The sequence below is a fragment of the Labrenzia sp. ATLA3 genome (assembly GCF_057180185.1).
The window spans coordinates 292,298-309,411 of record NZ_JBXUKV010000002.1 but is presented as its reverse complement, the minus strand read 5'-3'; the positions used below and the strand labels follow the sequence as shown (position 1 = coordinate 309,411).

General features: G+C 59.9%; 15 protein-coding genes. 10 read left to right on the top strand and 5 right to left on the bottom strand.

Translation table 11 applies throughout. The annotated features are described in order from the left end of the window. Nucleotides 1-35 precede the first annotated feature (35 nt). The 3 genes from hutC (at nt 36) to AC2A6O_RS05930 (ending at nt 3,136) form a co-directional block, all read left to right on the top strand. Complete coding sequence (gene hutC / locus AC2A6O_RS05940; protein WP_148582739.1) at nt 36-737, top strand: histidine utilization transcriptional repressor HutC; 702 nt, start codon at nt 36-38, stop codon at nt 735-737. A gap of 415 nt (nt 738-1,152) precedes the next feature. Continuing rightward, complete coding sequence (locus AC2A6O_RS05935) at nt 1,153-2,157, top strand: DGQHR domain-containing protein (protein ID WP_498926119.1); 1,005 nt, start codon at nt 1,153-1,155, stop codon at nt 2,155-2,157. A 10-nt stretch (nt 2,158-2,167) separates the two neighbouring features. Beyond that, nucleotides 2,168-3,136, top strand: coding sequence for a hypothetical protein (locus tag AC2A6O_RS05930; RefSeq protein WP_498926118.1), 969 nt, complete (start codon nt 2,168-2,170; stop codon nt 3,134-3,136). Between the two features lie 327 nt (nt 3,137-3,463). Here AC2A6O_RS05930 and AC2A6O_RS05925 read toward each other — a convergent pair whose 3' ends face one another. The 3 genes from AC2A6O_RS05925 to AC2A6O_RS05915 form a co-directional block, all read right to left on the bottom strand. Next, nucleotides 3,464-5,005, bottom strand: a complete 1,542-nt coding sequence (locus tag AC2A6O_RS05925; protein WP_148582611.1) for a tripartite tricarboxylate transporter permease — start codon at nt 5,003-5,005, stop codon at nt 3,464-3,466. Nucleotides 5,006-5,017: 12 nt separating this feature from the next. Next, on the bottom strand, nt 5,018-5,449 hold the full coding sequence (locus tag AC2A6O_RS05920; RefSeq protein ID WP_148582612.1) for a tripartite tricarboxylate transporter TctB family protein: 432 nt from the start codon (nt 5,447-5,449) through the stop codon (nt 5,018-5,020). A 245-nt stretch (nt 5,450-5,694) separates the two neighbouring features. After that, a complete protein-coding gene (locus AC2A6O_RS05915) occupies nt 5,695-6,684 on the bottom strand; it encodes a Bug family tripartite tricarboxylate transporter substrate binding protein (RefSeq protein WP_148582613.1) in 990 nt (329 codons plus the stop codon). Between the two features lie 191 nt (nt 6,685-6,875). On the opposite strand from AC2A6O_RS05915, the gene AC2A6O_RS05910 reads away from it, so the two are divergent. From AC2A6O_RS05910 to AC2A6O_RS05900, 3 genes are read left to right on the top strand one after another with little or no spacing between them, the layout of a single operon-like run. Beyond that, a complete protein-coding gene (locus AC2A6O_RS05910) occupies nt 6,876-7,547 on the top strand; it encodes a response regulator (RefSeq protein ID WP_498926117.1) in 672 nt (223 codons plus the stop codon). Next, entirely contained in the window at nt 7,540-8,937 is a 1,398-nt protein-coding gene (locus AC2A6O_RS05905; protein ID WP_498926116.1) for a sensor histidine kinase N-terminal domain-containing protein, read from the top strand. The genes AC2A6O_RS05910 and AC2A6O_RS05905 overlap by 8 nt, the downstream gene beginning before the upstream one ends. Further along, nucleotides 8,934-10,004 carry an ABC transporter substrate-binding protein gene (locus tag AC2A6O_RS05900; protein WP_498926115.1) on the top strand — a complete coding sequence of 357 codons (1,071 nt, stop codon included), beginning with the start codon at nt 8,934-8,936 and terminating at the stop codon, nt 10,002-10,004. The genes AC2A6O_RS05905 and AC2A6O_RS05900 overlap by 4 nt, the downstream gene beginning before the upstream one ends. 56 nt (nt 10,005-10,060) lie before the next feature. Here AC2A6O_RS05900 and AC2A6O_RS05895 read toward each other — a convergent pair whose 3' ends face one another. After that, nucleotides 10,061-12,187 (bottom strand): TonB-dependent receptor domain-containing protein, encoded by a 2,127-nt coding sequence (locus AC2A6O_RS05895; RefSeq protein WP_498926114.1) that lies wholly within the window; start codon nt 12,185-12,187, stop codon nt 10,061-10,063. Nucleotides 12,188-12,453: 266 nt separating this feature from the next. On the opposite strand from AC2A6O_RS05895, the gene AC2A6O_RS05890 reads away from it, so the two are divergent. From AC2A6O_RS05890 to AC2A6O_RS05875, 4 genes are read left to right on the top strand one after another with little or no spacing between them, the layout of a single operon-like run. Then, complete coding sequence (locus tag AC2A6O_RS05890) at nt 12,454-13,542, top strand: hemin-degrading factor (protein WP_498926113.1); 1,089 nt, start codon at nt 12,454-12,456, stop codon at nt 13,540-13,542. Then, complete coding sequence (locus AC2A6O_RS05885) at nt 13,539-14,438, top strand: heme/hemin ABC transporter substrate-binding protein (RefSeq protein ID WP_498926112.1); 900 nt, start codon at nt 13,539-13,541, stop codon at nt 14,436-14,438. Before AC2A6O_RS05890 ends, AC2A6O_RS05885 begins: the two co-directional genes overlap by 4 nt. Continuing rightward, complete coding sequence (locus AC2A6O_RS05880; protein ID WP_498926111.1) at nt 14,438-15,580, top strand: FecCD family ABC transporter permease; 1,143 nt, start codon at nt 14,438-14,440, stop codon at nt 15,578-15,580. The genes AC2A6O_RS05885 and AC2A6O_RS05880 overlap by 1 nt, the downstream gene beginning before the upstream one ends. 11 nt (nt 15,581-15,591) lie before the next feature. Further along, the gene (locus AC2A6O_RS05875; protein ID WP_498926110.1) at nt 15,592-16,419 is read left to right on the top strand and encodes a heme ABC transporter ATP-binding protein; all 828 of its coding nucleotides are present in this window, start codon (nt 15,592-15,594) and stop codon (nt 16,417-16,419) included. A 32-nt stretch (nt 16,420-16,451) separates the two neighbouring features. Here the strand turns inward: AC2A6O_RS05875 and AC2A6O_RS05870 are convergent, their stop codons facing one another. Beyond that, nucleotides 16,452-16,991 carry a TlpA family protein disulfide reductase gene (locus AC2A6O_RS05870; protein WP_498926109.1) on the bottom strand — a complete coding sequence of 180 codons (540 nt, stop codon included), beginning with the start codon at nt 16,989-16,991 and terminating at the stop codon, nt 16,452-16,454. Between the last annotated feature and the right edge of the window lie 123 nt (nt 16,992-17,114).

Here is a 17,114-nt window from a genome sequence, read left to right as displayed (position 1 = left end):
CGGCCTTGAAGAACGACTTGAACGGATAAGACGACTTGGCGCTGGCGGACACAAATTCCTGGACGGGGATACGCGAGGAACTTCTTCGCCGGATCCATGACCGGATCTGGCAGCCGGGGGAGCAGATCCCCCATGAGGCAGATCTTGCGGAAGAGTTCGGCTGCGCCCGCACCACCGTCAACCGCGCCCTCAGGGATCTGGCCGAAAGCGGGCTTGTGGTGCGCAAGCGCCGGGCGGGAACGCGGGTTGCGCTCAACCCGCCCCAGCGCGCAACACTCACCATCCCGATCCTGCGTGAGGAAGTCGAAGCCCTCGGCCGCACCTACCGGCACAGCCTTCTGGAAAGGGACTTCCGGCCCCTGCCGCCGATGCTGCACGGCGCGTTCCAGGTCAGCCTCGGCGCGGACGTCCTGTTTCTGAAGACGCTGCACTTTGCCGATAACCGGCCGTATGTTTTCGAGGAACGCTACATCAACCTGGAAGCGGCCCCCGCGGCCCGCGACATGACGTTCGAGGACGTCAGCGCCAACGAATGGCTGGTCCACAACGCGCCCTACAGCCACGGCGACATTTCCTTCTTCGCCGTCAATGCCGACAAGACCCTGTCCCGCAAACTGGATGCCACCACGGGCGCGGCCCTCTTCGCCATGGAACGCATCACCTGGACCGGCCCCCTGCCCATCACCCACGTCCGCCTCATCTTCGCCCCGGGCTACCGGATGCGGACGGAGATTTGAGGGGGAACGTTCTGCTTGGGCGGAAGGGGAATGACGGTTTTTCCGCACAGTCGTTGAAGCGGGCACTCAAATCGAGCAAGACTTTTGTAGCTTTCGGCCCAGAGCTGCCGTTCGATGGTAAAGCATCGAACGGCTGTTTCGCGGGCGCAAGTCGGACGCTCAAATTTCTGACGCTGTGCTTTGAAAGCGGGTGTTCGCTGAAAATAAGCAGTAACAGTTTGAGTGATCGGATCCCGACGTTTGCTGCAGAGGCAAGTCTTTCCAAATCAGACGGTCAAATTAGTAGTGTAATTTCCTGTAGATGTTTGTTTTGGTTGCCGAGGCTGGTTATGGTCATGCAAAAGGTACAATGTCAGAAATCATTTGATTTTGGCGATATGAAATGCGGAGCAAGCTTCGATTGGAGGGCAAATTAGTGGCAAAGGCACCAAACGCCGCGGATGCTGATCAAGATGAGGCTGAACGACTCCGCTACAGTGTGAGCTTGGTAAAGCAAGGTCGTCATCAGTTTTATACACTCACCCTATTTAGCAACATTCTGGCCGAGACCTGCGTTGTCACAACTCGCAAGGAGGATCCAATAAAGGGTTTTCAAAGGGAGCTGGACAAGAAGCGTGCAATGGAAATCGCGCGGTACATAGATGAAGAAATGGGTACAATTCCCAGCTCGATCGTTCTTTCCGCACAACCAGCAGCAGATCTAAGGATTGTTGGTCGAGGAAAGACAATAGAATTCTCAAAACGTCCTGGGGCGTTTCTAATTCTTGATGGGCAACATAGAGTGTACGGATTTTCTATGGCAGAAACCCCGCTTCGCGTACCTGTTGTGATTTACAATGGTCTGTCAAGAAGGGACGAAACCCGCCTCTTTATTGATATTAATACTAAACAAAGGCCTGTTCCGTCCCAGCTTCTGCTAGATATCAAGCAGCTTGCAGACGTTGAAACAGAAGCAGAAGAAGTTTTGCGGGACGTTTTTGATACTTTTGATGAAGATAATAATAGTGCAATGGCGGGTTTATTGTCGCGTTCTGAAGCTTCTCGAACTAAAATTACAAGGGTTACATTTAATCATGCTGTAAAGCCGCTTCTGCCATTATTTTCTTCTCGAACCGAAGAAGAGATCTACGATATTCTGAACGCCTACCTTACGGCGGTTTCTGCTGAAATAACAAATAAAACGACATCACCGCTTTTAGCCAAACCTGTGGTTTTTCGTGCATTTCTTGCTCTGTTTAGACCGGTAGTACAGAGGTTGGTTGACAAGTTTGGCCAAGAATATACTGCAGAGCATTTTCAGACAGTGCTTGGCCCGGTATTCAGCAACCTTCCGATCGCAAAACTTGAGAAGCCCGGATCTAGTTGGACAGCGTTGCGTGATTACCTTGAGAAACGTGTCGTTTCAAAGCTTACCCTTTGAGAGAAAACATGTGACCGAGCTTTCAACGCTACTCTGTACAGGACTTCTTTCCCGGTTGGGTGTTGAGCCAAGTGTTGAAGGAGGCTTTCAAAACTGGGTGACAAATAGCGCCTTCACCCCGGATACCACAACAAACGCGGGAGAAGTGCTTCTAAATCGGGTGTCGATTAACAGTTTTGTGCCTGCAATTGCTTATGATTTTGAACGATTTTCCCTTGCAGCTAAAGAGAGCTATATTATTGCTTCACTTGAAAGGGATAATTTCGAGGCTTTGGGTTGGCCAACACTTAAATATTACTATTCCAGTTTTTTTGCTGCTCATGCAATTCTCAGAAGTCGGGGTGCCTCGATCAGTAAATTAGAGCGGCGGCAAACGAAACACATCAATGATGTACTGAGTCTCTATAAACCTAACGCATCAACTATTACGCCGGGTATGTTTTGGATTTCCGTCGAAAATCATCCGTCGAACGGCCCTGGGGAAATTTCTGTTTTGGTTCGACCTCAAAATAGTCAAGGAGCAGGTGTACATGAAGCTTTCTGGCGAGAATTTTGTACTTTCTTAAATAATGAAGCAGCGAAGGCGGTGTTGGAGGGAGCACCTAGTTCATCAGACTTCGTGGCGAAAGCCGATGAATTGTCGCAAGCGATCTTAAGAGGTGGTGCAACCGGATCATGGCTGTCTCATCTTAGAAATCAAATAAACTATCAGCATTCATATGATCTTTGGTTGCCATATCGGAAGTCCTCCGAGGGCTACAAGTCGCTTTCTCGCACAAATCTTCCTATGGCAGAAAAAGCGCGCCTCGACATCTCAAAAACAAGAAAGCCTGTGGCTGCTTTTGTGAACGTTGCTCTCTATGTCACCAACCTTTCGATCGTTGTCAGTGATTTCCTTGCTCAGCGATCCAGTAAGGGTAGAGCCTTTGGGCAAAAGTGGCGCCGATTGAATCAAATACTGAATATTAGCAACGTGTAATCGTCTTGAAATATACGTGAGACGAGTATTCACTACGCTGCCATCATGCCCATAAGCTACTTGGCAGCTTCCCGCCCCATTTGGGTTGTTCAAAAAGCGAACAGCCAATGACTGCTTTACAGAAGAGGCCGAAGACACAGGCGCGACCGACTTGAGGGGACGCGAAGCGGGCATCCTTCTGTGTGCCTGCCGCACGTCATTCCGGACAAGTGCAGCATAGCTGCGCGCTGATCCGGAACCTGGTGGGTCAGCGTGCGCGCCTCAATAAAAAAACGCCCTCGTCCGGCAGGAGAGGGCGTTTTGGTTTGTGGCGGCGTTGGTCGGCAATCAGTCGATGGTTGAGCTTTCCTCATCCTTCTTCATGTGGCGCATGCGGGCTTTCAGGACCCGGCCGAAGATGATCGGCAGGACGAAGCCGATGATGGCCAGGCTCCACAGCCCGATGGAGAGCGGGCTGCCGACGAGGACGGCCCAGTCGCCGTTGCTGATGGTGATGGCGCGGCGCAGGTTGTTTTCCATGGCGTTGCCCAGCAGCGTGCCGAGGATGATGGGGACCAGCGGCACGTCGAGCTTGCGCAGCACCCAGCCGAGCACGCCAAATCCGACCATGACCAGAAGGTCGAAGGAGGAGCCGGAGATGCCGTAGATGCCGACGAAGCTGACCATGGCGACGATGGGCATCAGGATGCGCGGCGGGACCAGGAGAACGCGGGTGAACAGGCCGATCATCGGAATGTTCATGGCCAGCAGCATGAAGTTGGCGATGAAGAGCGCCGCGATCAGACCCCAGACCACATCCGGCTGCTGGGTGAACAGCAGCGGGCCCGGGGTGATGTTGAGCGCCAGCAGAACCGCCAGCAGCACGGCTGTTGTGCCGGACCCGGGAACACCGAGCGCCAGCATCGGCACCAGCGCCCCACCGGCCGCGGCGTTGTTGCCGGCTTCCGGTGCGGCGACACCGCGCGGATCGCCCTTGCCGAAGGTGCCTTCCTTGTCGACGAGCTTCTTTTCGAACGTATAGGAAACGAACGAGCCGAGCGACGCGCCGGCACCGGGCAGAACACCGGCCACGAAGCCGAGCAGGCTGGTGCGCAGCATGGTCGGGGTGCAGTATTTCAGGAGCGCGAAGCTGGGCATCAGCCGGCCGACGGAGACCTTGCTGGCGTTGGCTTCGGCATTGCCATGGCGGTGTTCCAGAAACAGGAAGACCTCGGACAGGGCGAACAGGCCGACGATGGCGACCAGGAAGTCGATGCCGTCGTAAAGGTGCACTTCGCCGAAGGTGAAGCGCGGAACGCCGGTCTGGGTGTCGACGCCGACGGTGGCCAGACCGATGCCGAGTGCCGCGGCGAAGGCGGTCTTGGCCTGGTTGGTCGAGGCAACGCCGCCCAGGGTGGCAAAGGCCAGCGTGAACAGGGCGAAATATTCCGCCGGGCCGAACAGAAGCGCGATCTTGACCAGCTGAGGCGCCAGCAGGATGAGGCCCCAGGTGGCGATGAACGCACCGACGAAGGAGGCAACGCCCGAGAGCGACAGCGCCTCGCCGGCGCGGCCCTGCTGGGCCATCGGATACCCGTCGAGACAGGTCATCATCGCCGGTTCGTCACCGGGAATGTTCAACAGGATCGACGAGATGCGCCCGCCGTACATGGCGCCGTAATAGACCGATGTCAGCAGGATCAGCGAGGGTGTCGCGCCAAGGCCGAGGGTGAAGGCCAGGGGGATCAGGATGGCGACGCCGTTGGACGGGCCAAGGCCCGGGAGGGCACCCATGATGGTGCCGAGAAAACAGCCGAGCAGGGCCAGCAGAAGGTTCTGCCAGGTCAGCGCGATGACGAAGCCGTCGGCCAGTGATGAGAGAGTGTCCATGCCGATGCTCCGTTAAAACCCGAACGGGCCCTTGGCCAGAGACAGGCCAAGCACGAGGTGAAAGACAGCGTAGATGCCGACCGACGTCAGGCAGCCGATGAGCACCGACCCGATGGGCGCGGACCCGAGGCGCCAGGTGAGGTAGCTGGCGGCAACAGCCGTTGCCAGGATGAAACCGGCTTCCGGCAGCAGGATCGCGTAGAGGATCATCGCCAGCACAGCCAGGGCGACTTCGAGAAGGCGCGGCAACGACGGCCATTCCGGCGCGGCGTCGGGCTTCAGGAAAATAGCAAGGGAGGCAAGGCCCAGAACTGCGGCGATGATGAGGGGAAACGCCTTCGGGCCGACCGCGTCGGACAGAAAGCTTTCTTCGATAATGAGAGCGGCCCAGGCATATCCCAGCGCGAGAAAAAGCCCGACCGCGCCAAAGATACGGTCGCTCATGGTTTCCTTCCTGAGAGCGGCTCTCTTCCGATACCGGCCGCCGCCCCGTGCGTTTTCTGTTGTTTTCCGGCACTTGACGTCTGCCACCGCGTCTGCCGGCAATCCGGTGTGCCCGGTCATGACTTATGCGGTCGGCATGACCGCGGTGCGCGGTAAACCGGATGAGGCCCGCGTTGGGGCGTCATCCGAACAAAGAAGGGGGCACAAGGACTGCGCCCCCCAAGTCGGCACAACCCACGGTTTTTTTATTTGATGATGCCGATTTCTTTGGAGATGTTCTGGATCTGCTGCACGGAGTTGGCAACGAATTGCTCGAATTCCTCGCCCTGCAGGTCAAGCGGAGCCAGACCGTTTGCAGCCATGATGGCTTTCCACTCGTCGCTGGAGTAAAGGTCGGAGACCTTGGACACCCAGGCATTGTATGCCTCGTCGGACATTTTGCCCGGAGCGTAGAAGCCGCGCCAGTTTGCGCCGATTGCGTCGATGCCCTGTTCCTTGGCGGTCGGGAAGTCGGCGAATTCACCGGGCAGACGCTCGGGCGCCAGAACGGCGATCACCTTGATGTCGCCGCTGTCGACAAAGCCCTTGGCTTCGGAAATGTCGCCGGTGAAGGCCTGCACGGAACCGGCCAGAAGCTGGGTCACGGCTTCACCGCCACCGTCGAAGGCGATGTATTTCACCTTGCGGACGTCTTCGATGCCGTAAGCGTTGGCCGCGATCAGAACCTTCAGGTGGTCCCAGCCGCCGACAGCGGAACCGCCGGCAACGGAAATGGATGTCGGATTGTTTTTGATCTCGTCCAGAAGTTCCGGCAGCGTGTTGATCGGGCTGTCGGCGGCAACGGCGATCACGCCGTAGTCAGCGCCAACGGAGGCCACCCAGCGGACCTGGTCCATGGTGTTGCCCGGGTAAGCGCCCTGAGCCAGACGGGTTGCGGTGGCCGAGGACGCTGCCACGATCAGGTCGTTGTCGTCGTCGCGCTTGTTGACCACTTCAGCAAAGGCCACGCCGCCGCCGCCGCCAGCCAGGTTCACCACCTGCATGGTCTTGTCCAGAAGCTTCAGGTCCTGAAGGGTCTTGCCGACCTGGCGGCAGGTGAAGTCCCAGCCACCGCCCGGGTTGGCCGGTGCGATGCATTCCGGGTTTTCCGGCTTGAAGTCGGCAGCGGTTGCACCGAAAGCGGACGCGCCAAGGAATGCGGCCGCCAGCAAGAGGCGGGTCGTTTTGAATGTCATGTTGTCGTTCCTCCACAAGAGCAGGGCTATTGGAAAGCCCCTTGTATCCGCTGTGTCGCAATTGCGAGTCCTCCCAACGGATGTGAGGAAGAGCCTAGCGGCAAACCCTGTCATCAACCTGTCAACACGGCGCACATTGCTTGCGCGCGGCGAAATTGCGGGGCAAGACTTGGGGCGGGAGGAATGAATCTTTGCGTCTTTTGCTTGTTGAAGACACGTTCGACATGGCCGAAGCGATCATGATCCGGCTGGGCCGGTCCGGTATCGCCTGCGATCTGGCCAAGTCCCTGGAAGAGGCGCGGGCCTGCGTTAGCGTCCAGACCTACGACGTGATCGTTCTCGATATCAATTTGCCGGACGGACTGGGCACCGAGCTGCTGAAGGAACTGCGCACCCGGGGCGAACGCACGCCGGTGCTGATGCTGACGGCCGAGTTTTCCGTCGACGACAGGGTGTCCTCGCTCAATTCCGGAGCGGACGATTACCTGGTCAAACCGTTCGACCACCGCGAACTGGAGGCCCGCATCCGCGCGCTCCATCGCCGGGAGCAGAACGACAAGTCGGAGGAGCTGACGCTCGGCACGCTCTCCTTCAATGCCTCCGCGCGGGTTGTCCGGCAGGGCGGCAACCCGATCACCCTGACCCGGCGCGAATTCTCGCTGCTGGAGATCCTGGTTCACAATCGCGGCAAGACTGTCAGCAAGGAACGCCTGTTCGATGGGGTGTTCAGTTTTCAGGATGCCGATGTCAGCATGAACGCGCTGGAGCTCTATGTCGCACGGCTGCGCAAGAAACTCTCGGGCGGGTCTGTCAGGATCGAGACCCAGCGAGGGCTTGGCTACAAGCTGGAAGTCGATGACTGATCTGTTCCGCAAGGTGGCATTGTCCTCGCTCACGGCGCGTGTTGCCTTCGGTATCGCCTTTCTGCTGATCTTCGGCGGGGTGATCGTTTCCATCGCCGCCTTTGCCTATGGCCGGGAAGCGGCCCGAAGCGCCTATGACCGGCTGCTTTTGGGGGCGGCGACCGGTATCGCCTCGTCGATTACCGTGCAGGACGGCCGGCCCGTCATCGAGCTGCCGGTTTCCGCGTTCGAGCTGCTGGCCCTCGCCCCCGATGACAGGATAGGCTACCGCATCATCGGTGCGGAAGGGGAAACCCTGACAGGCTACGACGAAATTACCCTGCCAACGCGGCGCAGGGATTTTCGGGATGGGTTTTTCGACAGTTCCTTTTTTGGTGAAAAAGCCCGGTTTGCCGTTGTCTCGCGCCGGTTTGCCGAGCGCACGCTCAACGGCACGGTCAAGGTGGTTGTCGGCCAGACGCTGCGCGCCCGCAATGAAATGGCCTATGACATCACGCGCAAGGCGCTCTACGTGCTTGCTGCTTCCGGGCTTGCGATGGTGCTGTTGTCGGTGGTTGTCGTACGCTCGGTGTTGCAGCCTCTGGAGCGGATCGCCGGTGGTCTCAGCGCACGAGATCCGCACGACCTGACGCCGCTGGATACCTCGGTGCCGCGGGAAACGGCGGTCATGATCAATGCCCTCAACGGCTTCATGGCCCGGCTCGACCGACAGATGAACTCCATGCGGCATCTGATCTCCGACACCGCGCATCAGCTCAGAACACCGGTGGCGGCGCTCAGGGCGCAGGCGGACCTTTTCACCGATGAACCGGAGCTTGCGAGAAAGGAAAAGATCGTCGAGCGGATCCAGACCCGCACGGCCAGCCTCGGCCGTCTTCTCGACCAGCTTCTCAGCCAGGCGCTTGTGATCCACCGGGGTGACAGCGCCAGACGGGAGCGGGTGGACCTGCGCGACATTGCTCTCGATGTTTTCGAAGAAGGCGATCACGCAGTTCTCAATCCGGAGTTCGACGTCATCCTGGATATCGGCGAGGAGCCCGTCGAAGTACTGGCCGATGCGCAATCCCTGAAGGAAGCCTTGAAGAACCTTTTGAACAACGCGCTCAAATATGGCCGCTCGCCGGTGCGGGTCGGTGCCTCGTCAGAAGGTCGCCGGGCCAGTATCTGGGTGGAAGATGCAGGCGGCGGTCCGGTGGACGGCGTTCTTGCCGAACTGGGCTCCCGCTTCAACAAGGGCGCCTTGTCACGGCAAAGCAGTTCCGGTCTCGGTCTTGCGATCGCACATGCTGTCGCCCACTCCTTCGATGGTGAATTGCGGCTGGAAAAAACCGACAGCGGCTGCTTTCGCGCCGCCCTTGTTTTTGCAGCCCTGCCGGAGGGAAGCGCATGAAGCTTGTGTCTTTTCTGAAGGGTCTGGCTGTCCTCGCCGCTCTCTTCACCGCCGGCCGGGCCGTTTCAGCCCAGGAGCTGGTGGAGGTTTTCGGGCCGCAGATCACCAACAGGGTGCTGGTGCTGCGTTCGACCACCGATATTGCCGTCTTCGGGCCCGTGGTCGAGACCTTCCTGCGCACCCAGCCGGGTTTGCAGGTGCGATATGAACAATGGGGATCGAACGAGCTCTACCGGCTGACCCGCCGGGACTGCCGCGATGGGGTTGCCGGTGCCGACATCGTCATCAGCTCCGGTGTTCACCAGATGGTGCAACTTGTCAACGAGGCCTGCGCGGCGTCCTATCGCTCGCGGTTGACCGAACGGTTGCCGGAGGCGCTGCGCTGGCGCGACGAATTGTGGGGCATCACCCGCGAGCCGGCGGTGATCGTCTATAACCGAGAGCTGGTGCCGGCGGAGGATATTCCGCAAAGCCGCTTCGATCTGCTCGACCTGCTGAGGCCCGACGGTACACCTTATGCAGGACGGGTCGCGACCTATGATATCGAGCAATCGGGGCTCGGCTATCTGTTCGCGTTCGCCGATGCGCAGGAAGCGACAACATTCGGCGCGCTGCAGGAATCCTTCGGCCGGTCGCAGGCTGTTTCCACCTGCTGCTCGGTCGACATCATCAAGGGCGTTGCCGAAGGGCGCTATCTGATTGCCTACAACGTGCTGGGGTCGTACGCCCAGGGCTATCAGCTCAAGGACAAGCGGATCGGCATTGTGCTGCCGTCCGACTACACCCTGGTGCTGTCACGAACCTTCATGATCCCGAAACAGGCAGACCACAAGGCCGAGGCGGAAGCGTTTCTGGACTTCCTTCTGTCTTCGGAAGGCACGCTCGCGCTCAGGACCGCTTTGCTGATCAGCCCGCTTCTGGAAACGGAAGAAGGCAACGAGGGCGAGGGGCTGAGTTCAACCGCGCTGCGGCCCATCGGGCTGTCGCCGGCGCTCATGGTCGCGCTCGATGAACTGACCCGGGAAACGTTCCTGCGCCGCTGGCGGTCGACGTTTCCAGGGCCGTAACTGTCTCTCTCCAACGGACAACCCGCCGCCCGCGGGGACAGGCGGCGGGTCATGGGTCAGAACTTCTTGGCGAAGCTCAGCTTGAAGCTGCGGCCAGCACCTTCGTCGTCGCTCAGGTGGTTCCGGTAGGACTTGTCAAACACGTTGTCGACGTTGAAGCGGACCTCGCTGTCCGCCATGAAGCCTTCTTCCGGTTTCCAGGCGGCATAAAGGTTATGCAGCACATAGCCGGCGGTTTCCTGCTCGTCGGACCCCACGCGGTCCTGGGGGGCGTAGAAGTCGCCCTTCCAGCCGAAGTCCAGGTTCCATGGCCGGTAGACATAGCCGATCTTGAGGAACGCGCTGTCGGCGGGCACGGCGTTCATGTAGCCGCCGGTGCTGACATTGTTGCCCCGGATCAGCGAGGCGCCAAGCGATCCGTAAACGCTTTCCGTCCAGTAGGAAGCTTCCAGCTCCAGCCCTTCGTAACGGGCTTTCGGGATGACTTCCTTCACCACCGACGAACCGTTCCAGTAGCTGGCGTAATAGTTGGTGACGTTGTTGCGGAACGCCGTTCCCTTCAGGCGGAAGGCATCACCGCCCATGATCAGGTCGTCGAAGGACAGCGTGACACCGGCCTCGAAGTTGTTCGACAGTTCCTTGTCGAGATCGTTGACGACATAATTCGAGAATACCTCGTCGAGTGACGGCAGGCGCTCGGTATGGGCAATGGAGCCGAAGACGCCGAGCCACTCGGACATCTTGATCATCGCCGCAAGCTTTGGAGAGTAGCCGACGGCGCTCTTGTCCTCGTTCAGGTCGACGGTTGCACCTCTGCTGTTCACATAGCTGCCGACGGACACATTGCTGTAGTCGATGCGCATGCCGGGAATAAGGGTGATGCGGTCGTTCCAGACCAGCTCGGCCTGCGCATAGCCGCCGACGTTGACCGTTTCGCCTTCCGGGTGAGAGTTCGAACCGGATTGAGTATAGTTCGCAAAATGACGTGGATTGAGCCGCTCCTGATACTGGCCGTCGATGCCGGTCGTGACATAGGCCATCCAGTCTCCACCCAGCTGGAACGTGGCGACGTTGTCAGCCTTGCCCTGCCAGGTTTCATAGGAGTATTCTGAACTCATTCCGAGAGAGTAGACGCAGCTATTTGGGCCGTAACAGATCGGGTCCTGGTTCTTCTGCTCCACCCGGGTGTCGGACCAGCTGACCTGGGCCTTCACATCCAGCAAATCGTTGCCGGTGAAGGCGTTTTGATAGCCGATGATCGCGGTCTGGTCGGTAACTGTGCGGTCGACGTCTCCAAAAGTGTTCTCCCAGGAAATCTGGTCGTAATTCTGGTTGTCCTCGTCGCTCGACCAGTTCTGATAGCTGGCGAAAACGGATTGGTCGTCGTTCTCCCCGAAGGTGTAACGGGCCTTGATCAGGCCGTTGATGGAGTTGAAATCCGTGTCCGGAACCTCGTTGCCCTGGCCATCCGTGATGTCCTGAGACTGCCTGTAGTTGAGGACGCCCAGCAACTCGAGGTTCTTGACCGGCTCCGTGGCGATGATCGCGCTGCCCAGCCAGCCGTTGCCGTTGGAATCCCAGGAGGTTTTCAGCCGGCCGCCGATCAGGTCGCCCGGATCGAGGAAGTCGCTGGCATCTTTCGTGGTGAAGGTGATCACACCGCCCATGGCGCCGGCGCCATAGAGCGTCGAGGAAGCCGGTCCGCGCAGAACCTCGATCTGCTTGTAGAGTTCCGGATCGGAGAAGAACGATCCCATCCGGTACTGTTCGAAGAACTTGTTGACCCCGTCGACCTGCATGATGATCCGGGTCTCGTCGCCCGAAAGCGCTTCGCCGATACCGCGGATATTGATGCTCTCGCCGAGAACCGAGTTGCTGCCGATTGGCGTCACGCCCGGAATTTCCTCGAAAACGTCACCGATCGTACGCGGTTGCAGATCGTTGATGCTTTCCTGGTCCAGCACCGTGACCGCCTGCGGTGTGTCGATGGCGACTTTCGGTACGCCGGCACTGACCACGATCTGCTGCAACAGCGACACCGGCTGATCCTGTCCCACGGCAGCAGGTGCCGCCGACGCGGCATCGGGTTCCAGATCCTGTGCCGCTGCCCCGCAATTAAAAGCCAGAACCCAAAGGGCAACACCCCCCATCAAGCGGGAGTTGCCGGTCTTTTTTAGCCCCATAAAAATTCTCCAAGAGTGCGCGTTGTTCGCGTCCTTTTCGCTGCCTCTCACACAGCGTTATAAACATGAGTCAGTGACTCAGGTATTGTGTTCCTAATGAAATATGAATATAGGAGTCAAGTATAAGATTGCGGCCTTTGAGGAAAACCGTTTCTTTGGAATGAATCCAAAATTCCTAATGATCCCAGAATGTTACGTGACGGGATGTTGGGGCGGGAAACTGAAGATGCGCTGCAGGAAGACCACAGCGATTAGGGGCAAAACTCATGAATGCCGATCAGATTTCCTCTGAACCCAGGCAAAGCGCTGCCAGCATCCGGGCAGCACGCGCGAACAATCCGAAGATGCGCGAACGGGATCTGGCGCAGATGCTCGACATCACGGAAGCGGAGCTGGTGGCCAGCTTCGTCGGGCATGGTGCGCGCCGGATCGAGCCGCGATTCGACGACCTGTTTCCGGGGCTGCAGAGCGTTGGCACGGTCATGGCATTGACGCGCAACGAGAGTGCGGTTCACGAGAAGATCGGACCGTTCGAGAAATTCGTGAACGGCAAGCGTGCGGCCCTGATGCTGGGCGAGCAGATCGACACGCGCATGTTCCCGGCCAACTGGGTACATGGTTTCGCGGTTGAAAAGGCTGACGGCAACGATATCCGCAGGTCGCTTCAGTTCTTCGATGCCCATGGCGATGCGGTGATGAAGATCCACACCCGCGCGGAAACGGACCTGGAAGCCTGGAACACTCTGGTTGAAAAGCTGGCGCTGGAAGACCAGACACCGGATGTCCTGCCTGACGTGAGCAAAGCCGAGCCGTTCAGCCGAAAGCTGCCGTCACAGGGTGCTGAAGAGGTGCTGCGTGACCGCTGGCAGGCCATGACCGATCCGCACCAGTTCCACGGACTGTTGAAGGATCTGGACCTCGACCGGGTCAGCGCCTTCGAACTTGCGGGCGAAGCATGGGCCTGGCCGCTTGATCGGGGCGCCGTCCCGGCCTTGTTGCGTCTTGCCGCCTCGGAAAGAATTCCGATCATGTGTTTTGTCGGCAACCGCGGCTGCATCCAGATCCATTCCGGCCCGGTGGAAAACGTGATGGACAGGGGGCCATGGATCAACATCATGGATCCGACGTTCCATCTGCATCTGCGCACCGATCACATCTATGAGGTCTGGGTGGTGCGCAAGCCGGCGGATGTCGGTCATGTTACCTCGGTCGAGGCTTATGACAGCGAAGGCCAGCAGATTATCCAGTTCTTTGGCGTGCGCGGTGAAGGCAACCGGGAACGCACCGACTGGCGCGGCCTTGCCGAAAACATGCCGAAACTCGACGGTGCGGTCAGGCTGGGAGCTGCGGAATGATCGGGGCTCTCTCGCGTTTTTGCGGTGTCTCGGCGGCGGTCGTTCTGACCGCCGCTGCCCTGGTGCTGTCCGCAAAGCCTTTGCTCGCCGAAGAGACAGGCCTGCCGGAAAGCCATCAGGTGGTCGCCATCGGCGGCTCGGTGACGGAGATCGTCTATGCCCTTGGTGAAGAGGAGAGGCTGATTGCCCGCGACACCACAAGCATCTATCCGGCGGAAGCTTCAAACCTGCCGGATGTGGGTTACATGCGCGCGCTTTCGCCGGAAGGCGTGTTGTCCGTCAATCCGGATCTGATCCTGATGTTGGAAGGCAGCGGTCCGCAGGAAACGCTGGACGTGTTGCACAAGTCCGGTGTGACGATGGCGGATGTGCCGGAGGCCTACACCGCCGAGGGGATCCTCAGGAAAGTGCGTGTCGTCGGTGAAGTGCTCGGCGTTCCGGGGAAAGCCGAAGCTCTTGCGGGCAAGCTCGGGGACGATCTCGCCGAGGCGCAGCGTGCTGCGGAAAGCAGGACCGAAGGGGTGCGCGTTCTGTTTGTTCTGTCGACAAAAGCCGGGCGTATCCTTGCTGCAGGTTCGGATACGGCCGCCAACGGCATTCTGACACTGGCGGGGGCGGAGAACGCCACCACCGGCTTTTCCGGCTACAAGATCCTTAGCGATGAAGCCATTATCAGCGCGGCCCCCGACGTGGTGCTGATGATGGACCGGCACGGCGACGGTGACAGCGGCGCGAGTGCCGAAGCGATCTTCGATCATCCCGCGCTGGCGCAGACACCGGCAGGCCGCAACAAGCGGCTGATCCGGATGAACGGACAGCTCCTCCTCGGGTTCGGTCCGCGTACGGCCGAAGCTGTCCGCGACCTGTCGAACCGCCTGGCGGACACGGCAAGCTGATGGCCTTGATGAGCGAAACGGCGCTAGCGGGCAGAAGCGGGCGGCTGTCCGCGCTTCTCGGGCTTGCCGATCTCAAGCACGGAGACCGGGCGCCCCTCGCGCGCGCGGTCATTGTGCTGCTCGCCGCGTTCACCTGCCTCGTCATTCTGGGAAGCCTTGCCATCGGTCCCATATCGATCCCCGTTCTGGAGCTTCTCCCGCACGTGCCGTCCTATGTCGCAGGAGCGGGCGAGCATGTTCCGGACGGGGTATCGGCCAGGGACTGGATCGTGCTCATGGATATCCGCTTGCCGCGTGTCACGCTGGGAGCACTGATCGGGGCGGCGCTGGCGGTCTCCGGCGCGGTGATGCAGGGTCTGTTCCGCAATCCGTTGGCGGACCCCGGCATTGTGGGCGTTTCCGCCGGGGCGGGGCTTGGCGCGGCTGCCTTCATCGTTCTGGGCAATTCGCTGCTGGCTCCGGTCATGGCGCTCCTGGGCATTTACTCGGTCCCGTTGGCGGCCTTCGGTGGTGGTCTGGTGACGACGCTGATCCTTTACCGGATCGGCACGCGGGGCGGCATCACTTCGGTCGCGACATTGCTTCTGGCGGGTATCGCGCTTGGGGCGCTCACCGGTGCGATCACCGGGTTGCTGGTCTATGTGGCCGATGACCAGGAACTGCGCGACCTTCAGTTCTGGGGCCTGGGCTCGCTCGCCGGTTCCAACTGGCAAAAGGTCGCTTCCGCCGCGCCCATCATCCTGGCAATGCTGGTCTGTGTGCCGTTTCTGGCGCGTGGTCTCAACGCGCTGACGTTGGGCGAGGCCGCGGCCTCTCACATCGGCATCAAGGTGCAGCGGCTCAAGAACCTCAGCATCCTTCTGGTGGCGGCCGCAACGGGGGCCTGCGTGGCGGTCAGTGGCGGCATCGGGTTTGTCGGCATCGTTGTGCCGCATCTGCTTCGCCTCACCATCGGGCCGGACCACCGTTACATGCTGCCTGCCGCAGCGCTTCTTGGCGCCTGTCTGCTGATTGCAGCCGATACGCTGGCGCGCACCATCGTGGCACCGGCGGAAATGCCCATCGGCATCATCACCGCCTTTGCCGGCGCGCCGTTCTTCCTCTGGATCCTGCTGCGCAAGCGCGGCCTGACCGGCCTTTAGGAGCGGGGCTCATGTTGCACAGTACAATCGAAACCGGCACGGCATTGACGGCGGATCTCGTTGTCGAACAGGTTTCTGTTTCAGCGGGCAAGACCCGGATCGTGCAAGATCTTTCCTTCCATGCAAGGGCAGGCGAGGTGCTGGCGATTATCGGGCCGAGCGGCTCCGGCAAGACCACCTTGATGAAGGCGATGACAGGGGACATGCCCTATTCCGGGAAGATCGCCCTTGCCGGGCTCGAGGTTCGCGGCCTGTCGCCGGAGGTTCTGGCGGCCATGCGCGGGGTGCTGCCGCAGGCAAGCCAGATCTCGTTTCCGCTGAATGTGGCCGAAGTGGTTGGACTTGGTGTCACAGGCGTGCGCCGGGACAGAAGCTTCCGCGCCCGCCGTATCGCCGAGGCGCTTGCGAAGGTGGGCCTTTCGGGGTTCGAAGGGCGCAGCTATCAGGACCTCTCCGGTGGAGAGCAGCAACGGGTGCAGCTCGCGCGCGTCTTGTGTCAGGTCTGGGAGCCATTGCCGGAGGAAGGGCTGCCGCATTGGCTGTTCCTGGACGAGCCGGTGTCCAGTCTCGACATCAAGCATCAGGTCCAGATCATGCAACTTGCGGCCGACTACGCCAAGCGCGGCGGCGGCGTCGTGGCCGTGATGCATGATCTCAATCTGACCGCTGCCGTCGCCGACCATGTGCTGGTCATGCAGGGTGGACGCCGTCTCGCCTTCGGCGCGCGCGACGAGGTGATGCAGGCCGGGCTGTTGTCGAAGGCCTACGACTTTCCGCTGGAAATCCTGACACGTCCGGGCGGAGGGCGGCCGGTGATCGTGCCCAAGGACAACGGCTGACCTCGGCCATCGCAGTGATCGCAGCTTTGCCGTCAGGTGCTTTTCAGCGTGCGCAGCGCAGAGATCATTTCGTCCGAATCCCACACCCGGTCCCCGATGGCGGCAAGGATAACCTTGCCGGTGCCGTCCAAAATGTAGGTCACCGGCAAGCCGCGCAGAAACCAGGTGCTGGGCATGGCCTTGTCCGTGTCCATCAGGACGGTGAGGCCGTCATGGTCGAACTCATCCAGAAAGCCTTCGATCCGGTCCTGCCGGTCGCCGACGTTGACGGCAAGCACCTCGAACCCTTCGGGGCCAAGTTCCTGGCCAAGACGCGCCAGCCCGGGCATTTCCTTCCGGCAGGGTGGGCACCATGTTGCCCAGAACGAGACCAGCAGGACCTTTCCGGAATAGTCGGAGAGCGTGTGAACGCTGCCGTCAGGATCGGGCAGGTCGAGTTTGGGTTGGATGGTAAAGCCCGGTTCTGCCAGGCCAAGCCGGAAGAATTCGTCGCCTGCCGCAAACGCTGTTCCCGGCAGCAAGGCCATTGCCGCGCTGCCTGCCAGAAGATCCCGTCGATTCAAGTGTGTCATGCCCGTAGTCTCGCCTTACTGCGTTCCAGTACAGGCGAACGTAAGCGGGGCAGGGCAAATTGAAAGGCAAATGGGATCACATTGCGCACACAGTGCCGCGAGTGTGATCCCTTGTCAGTGAGT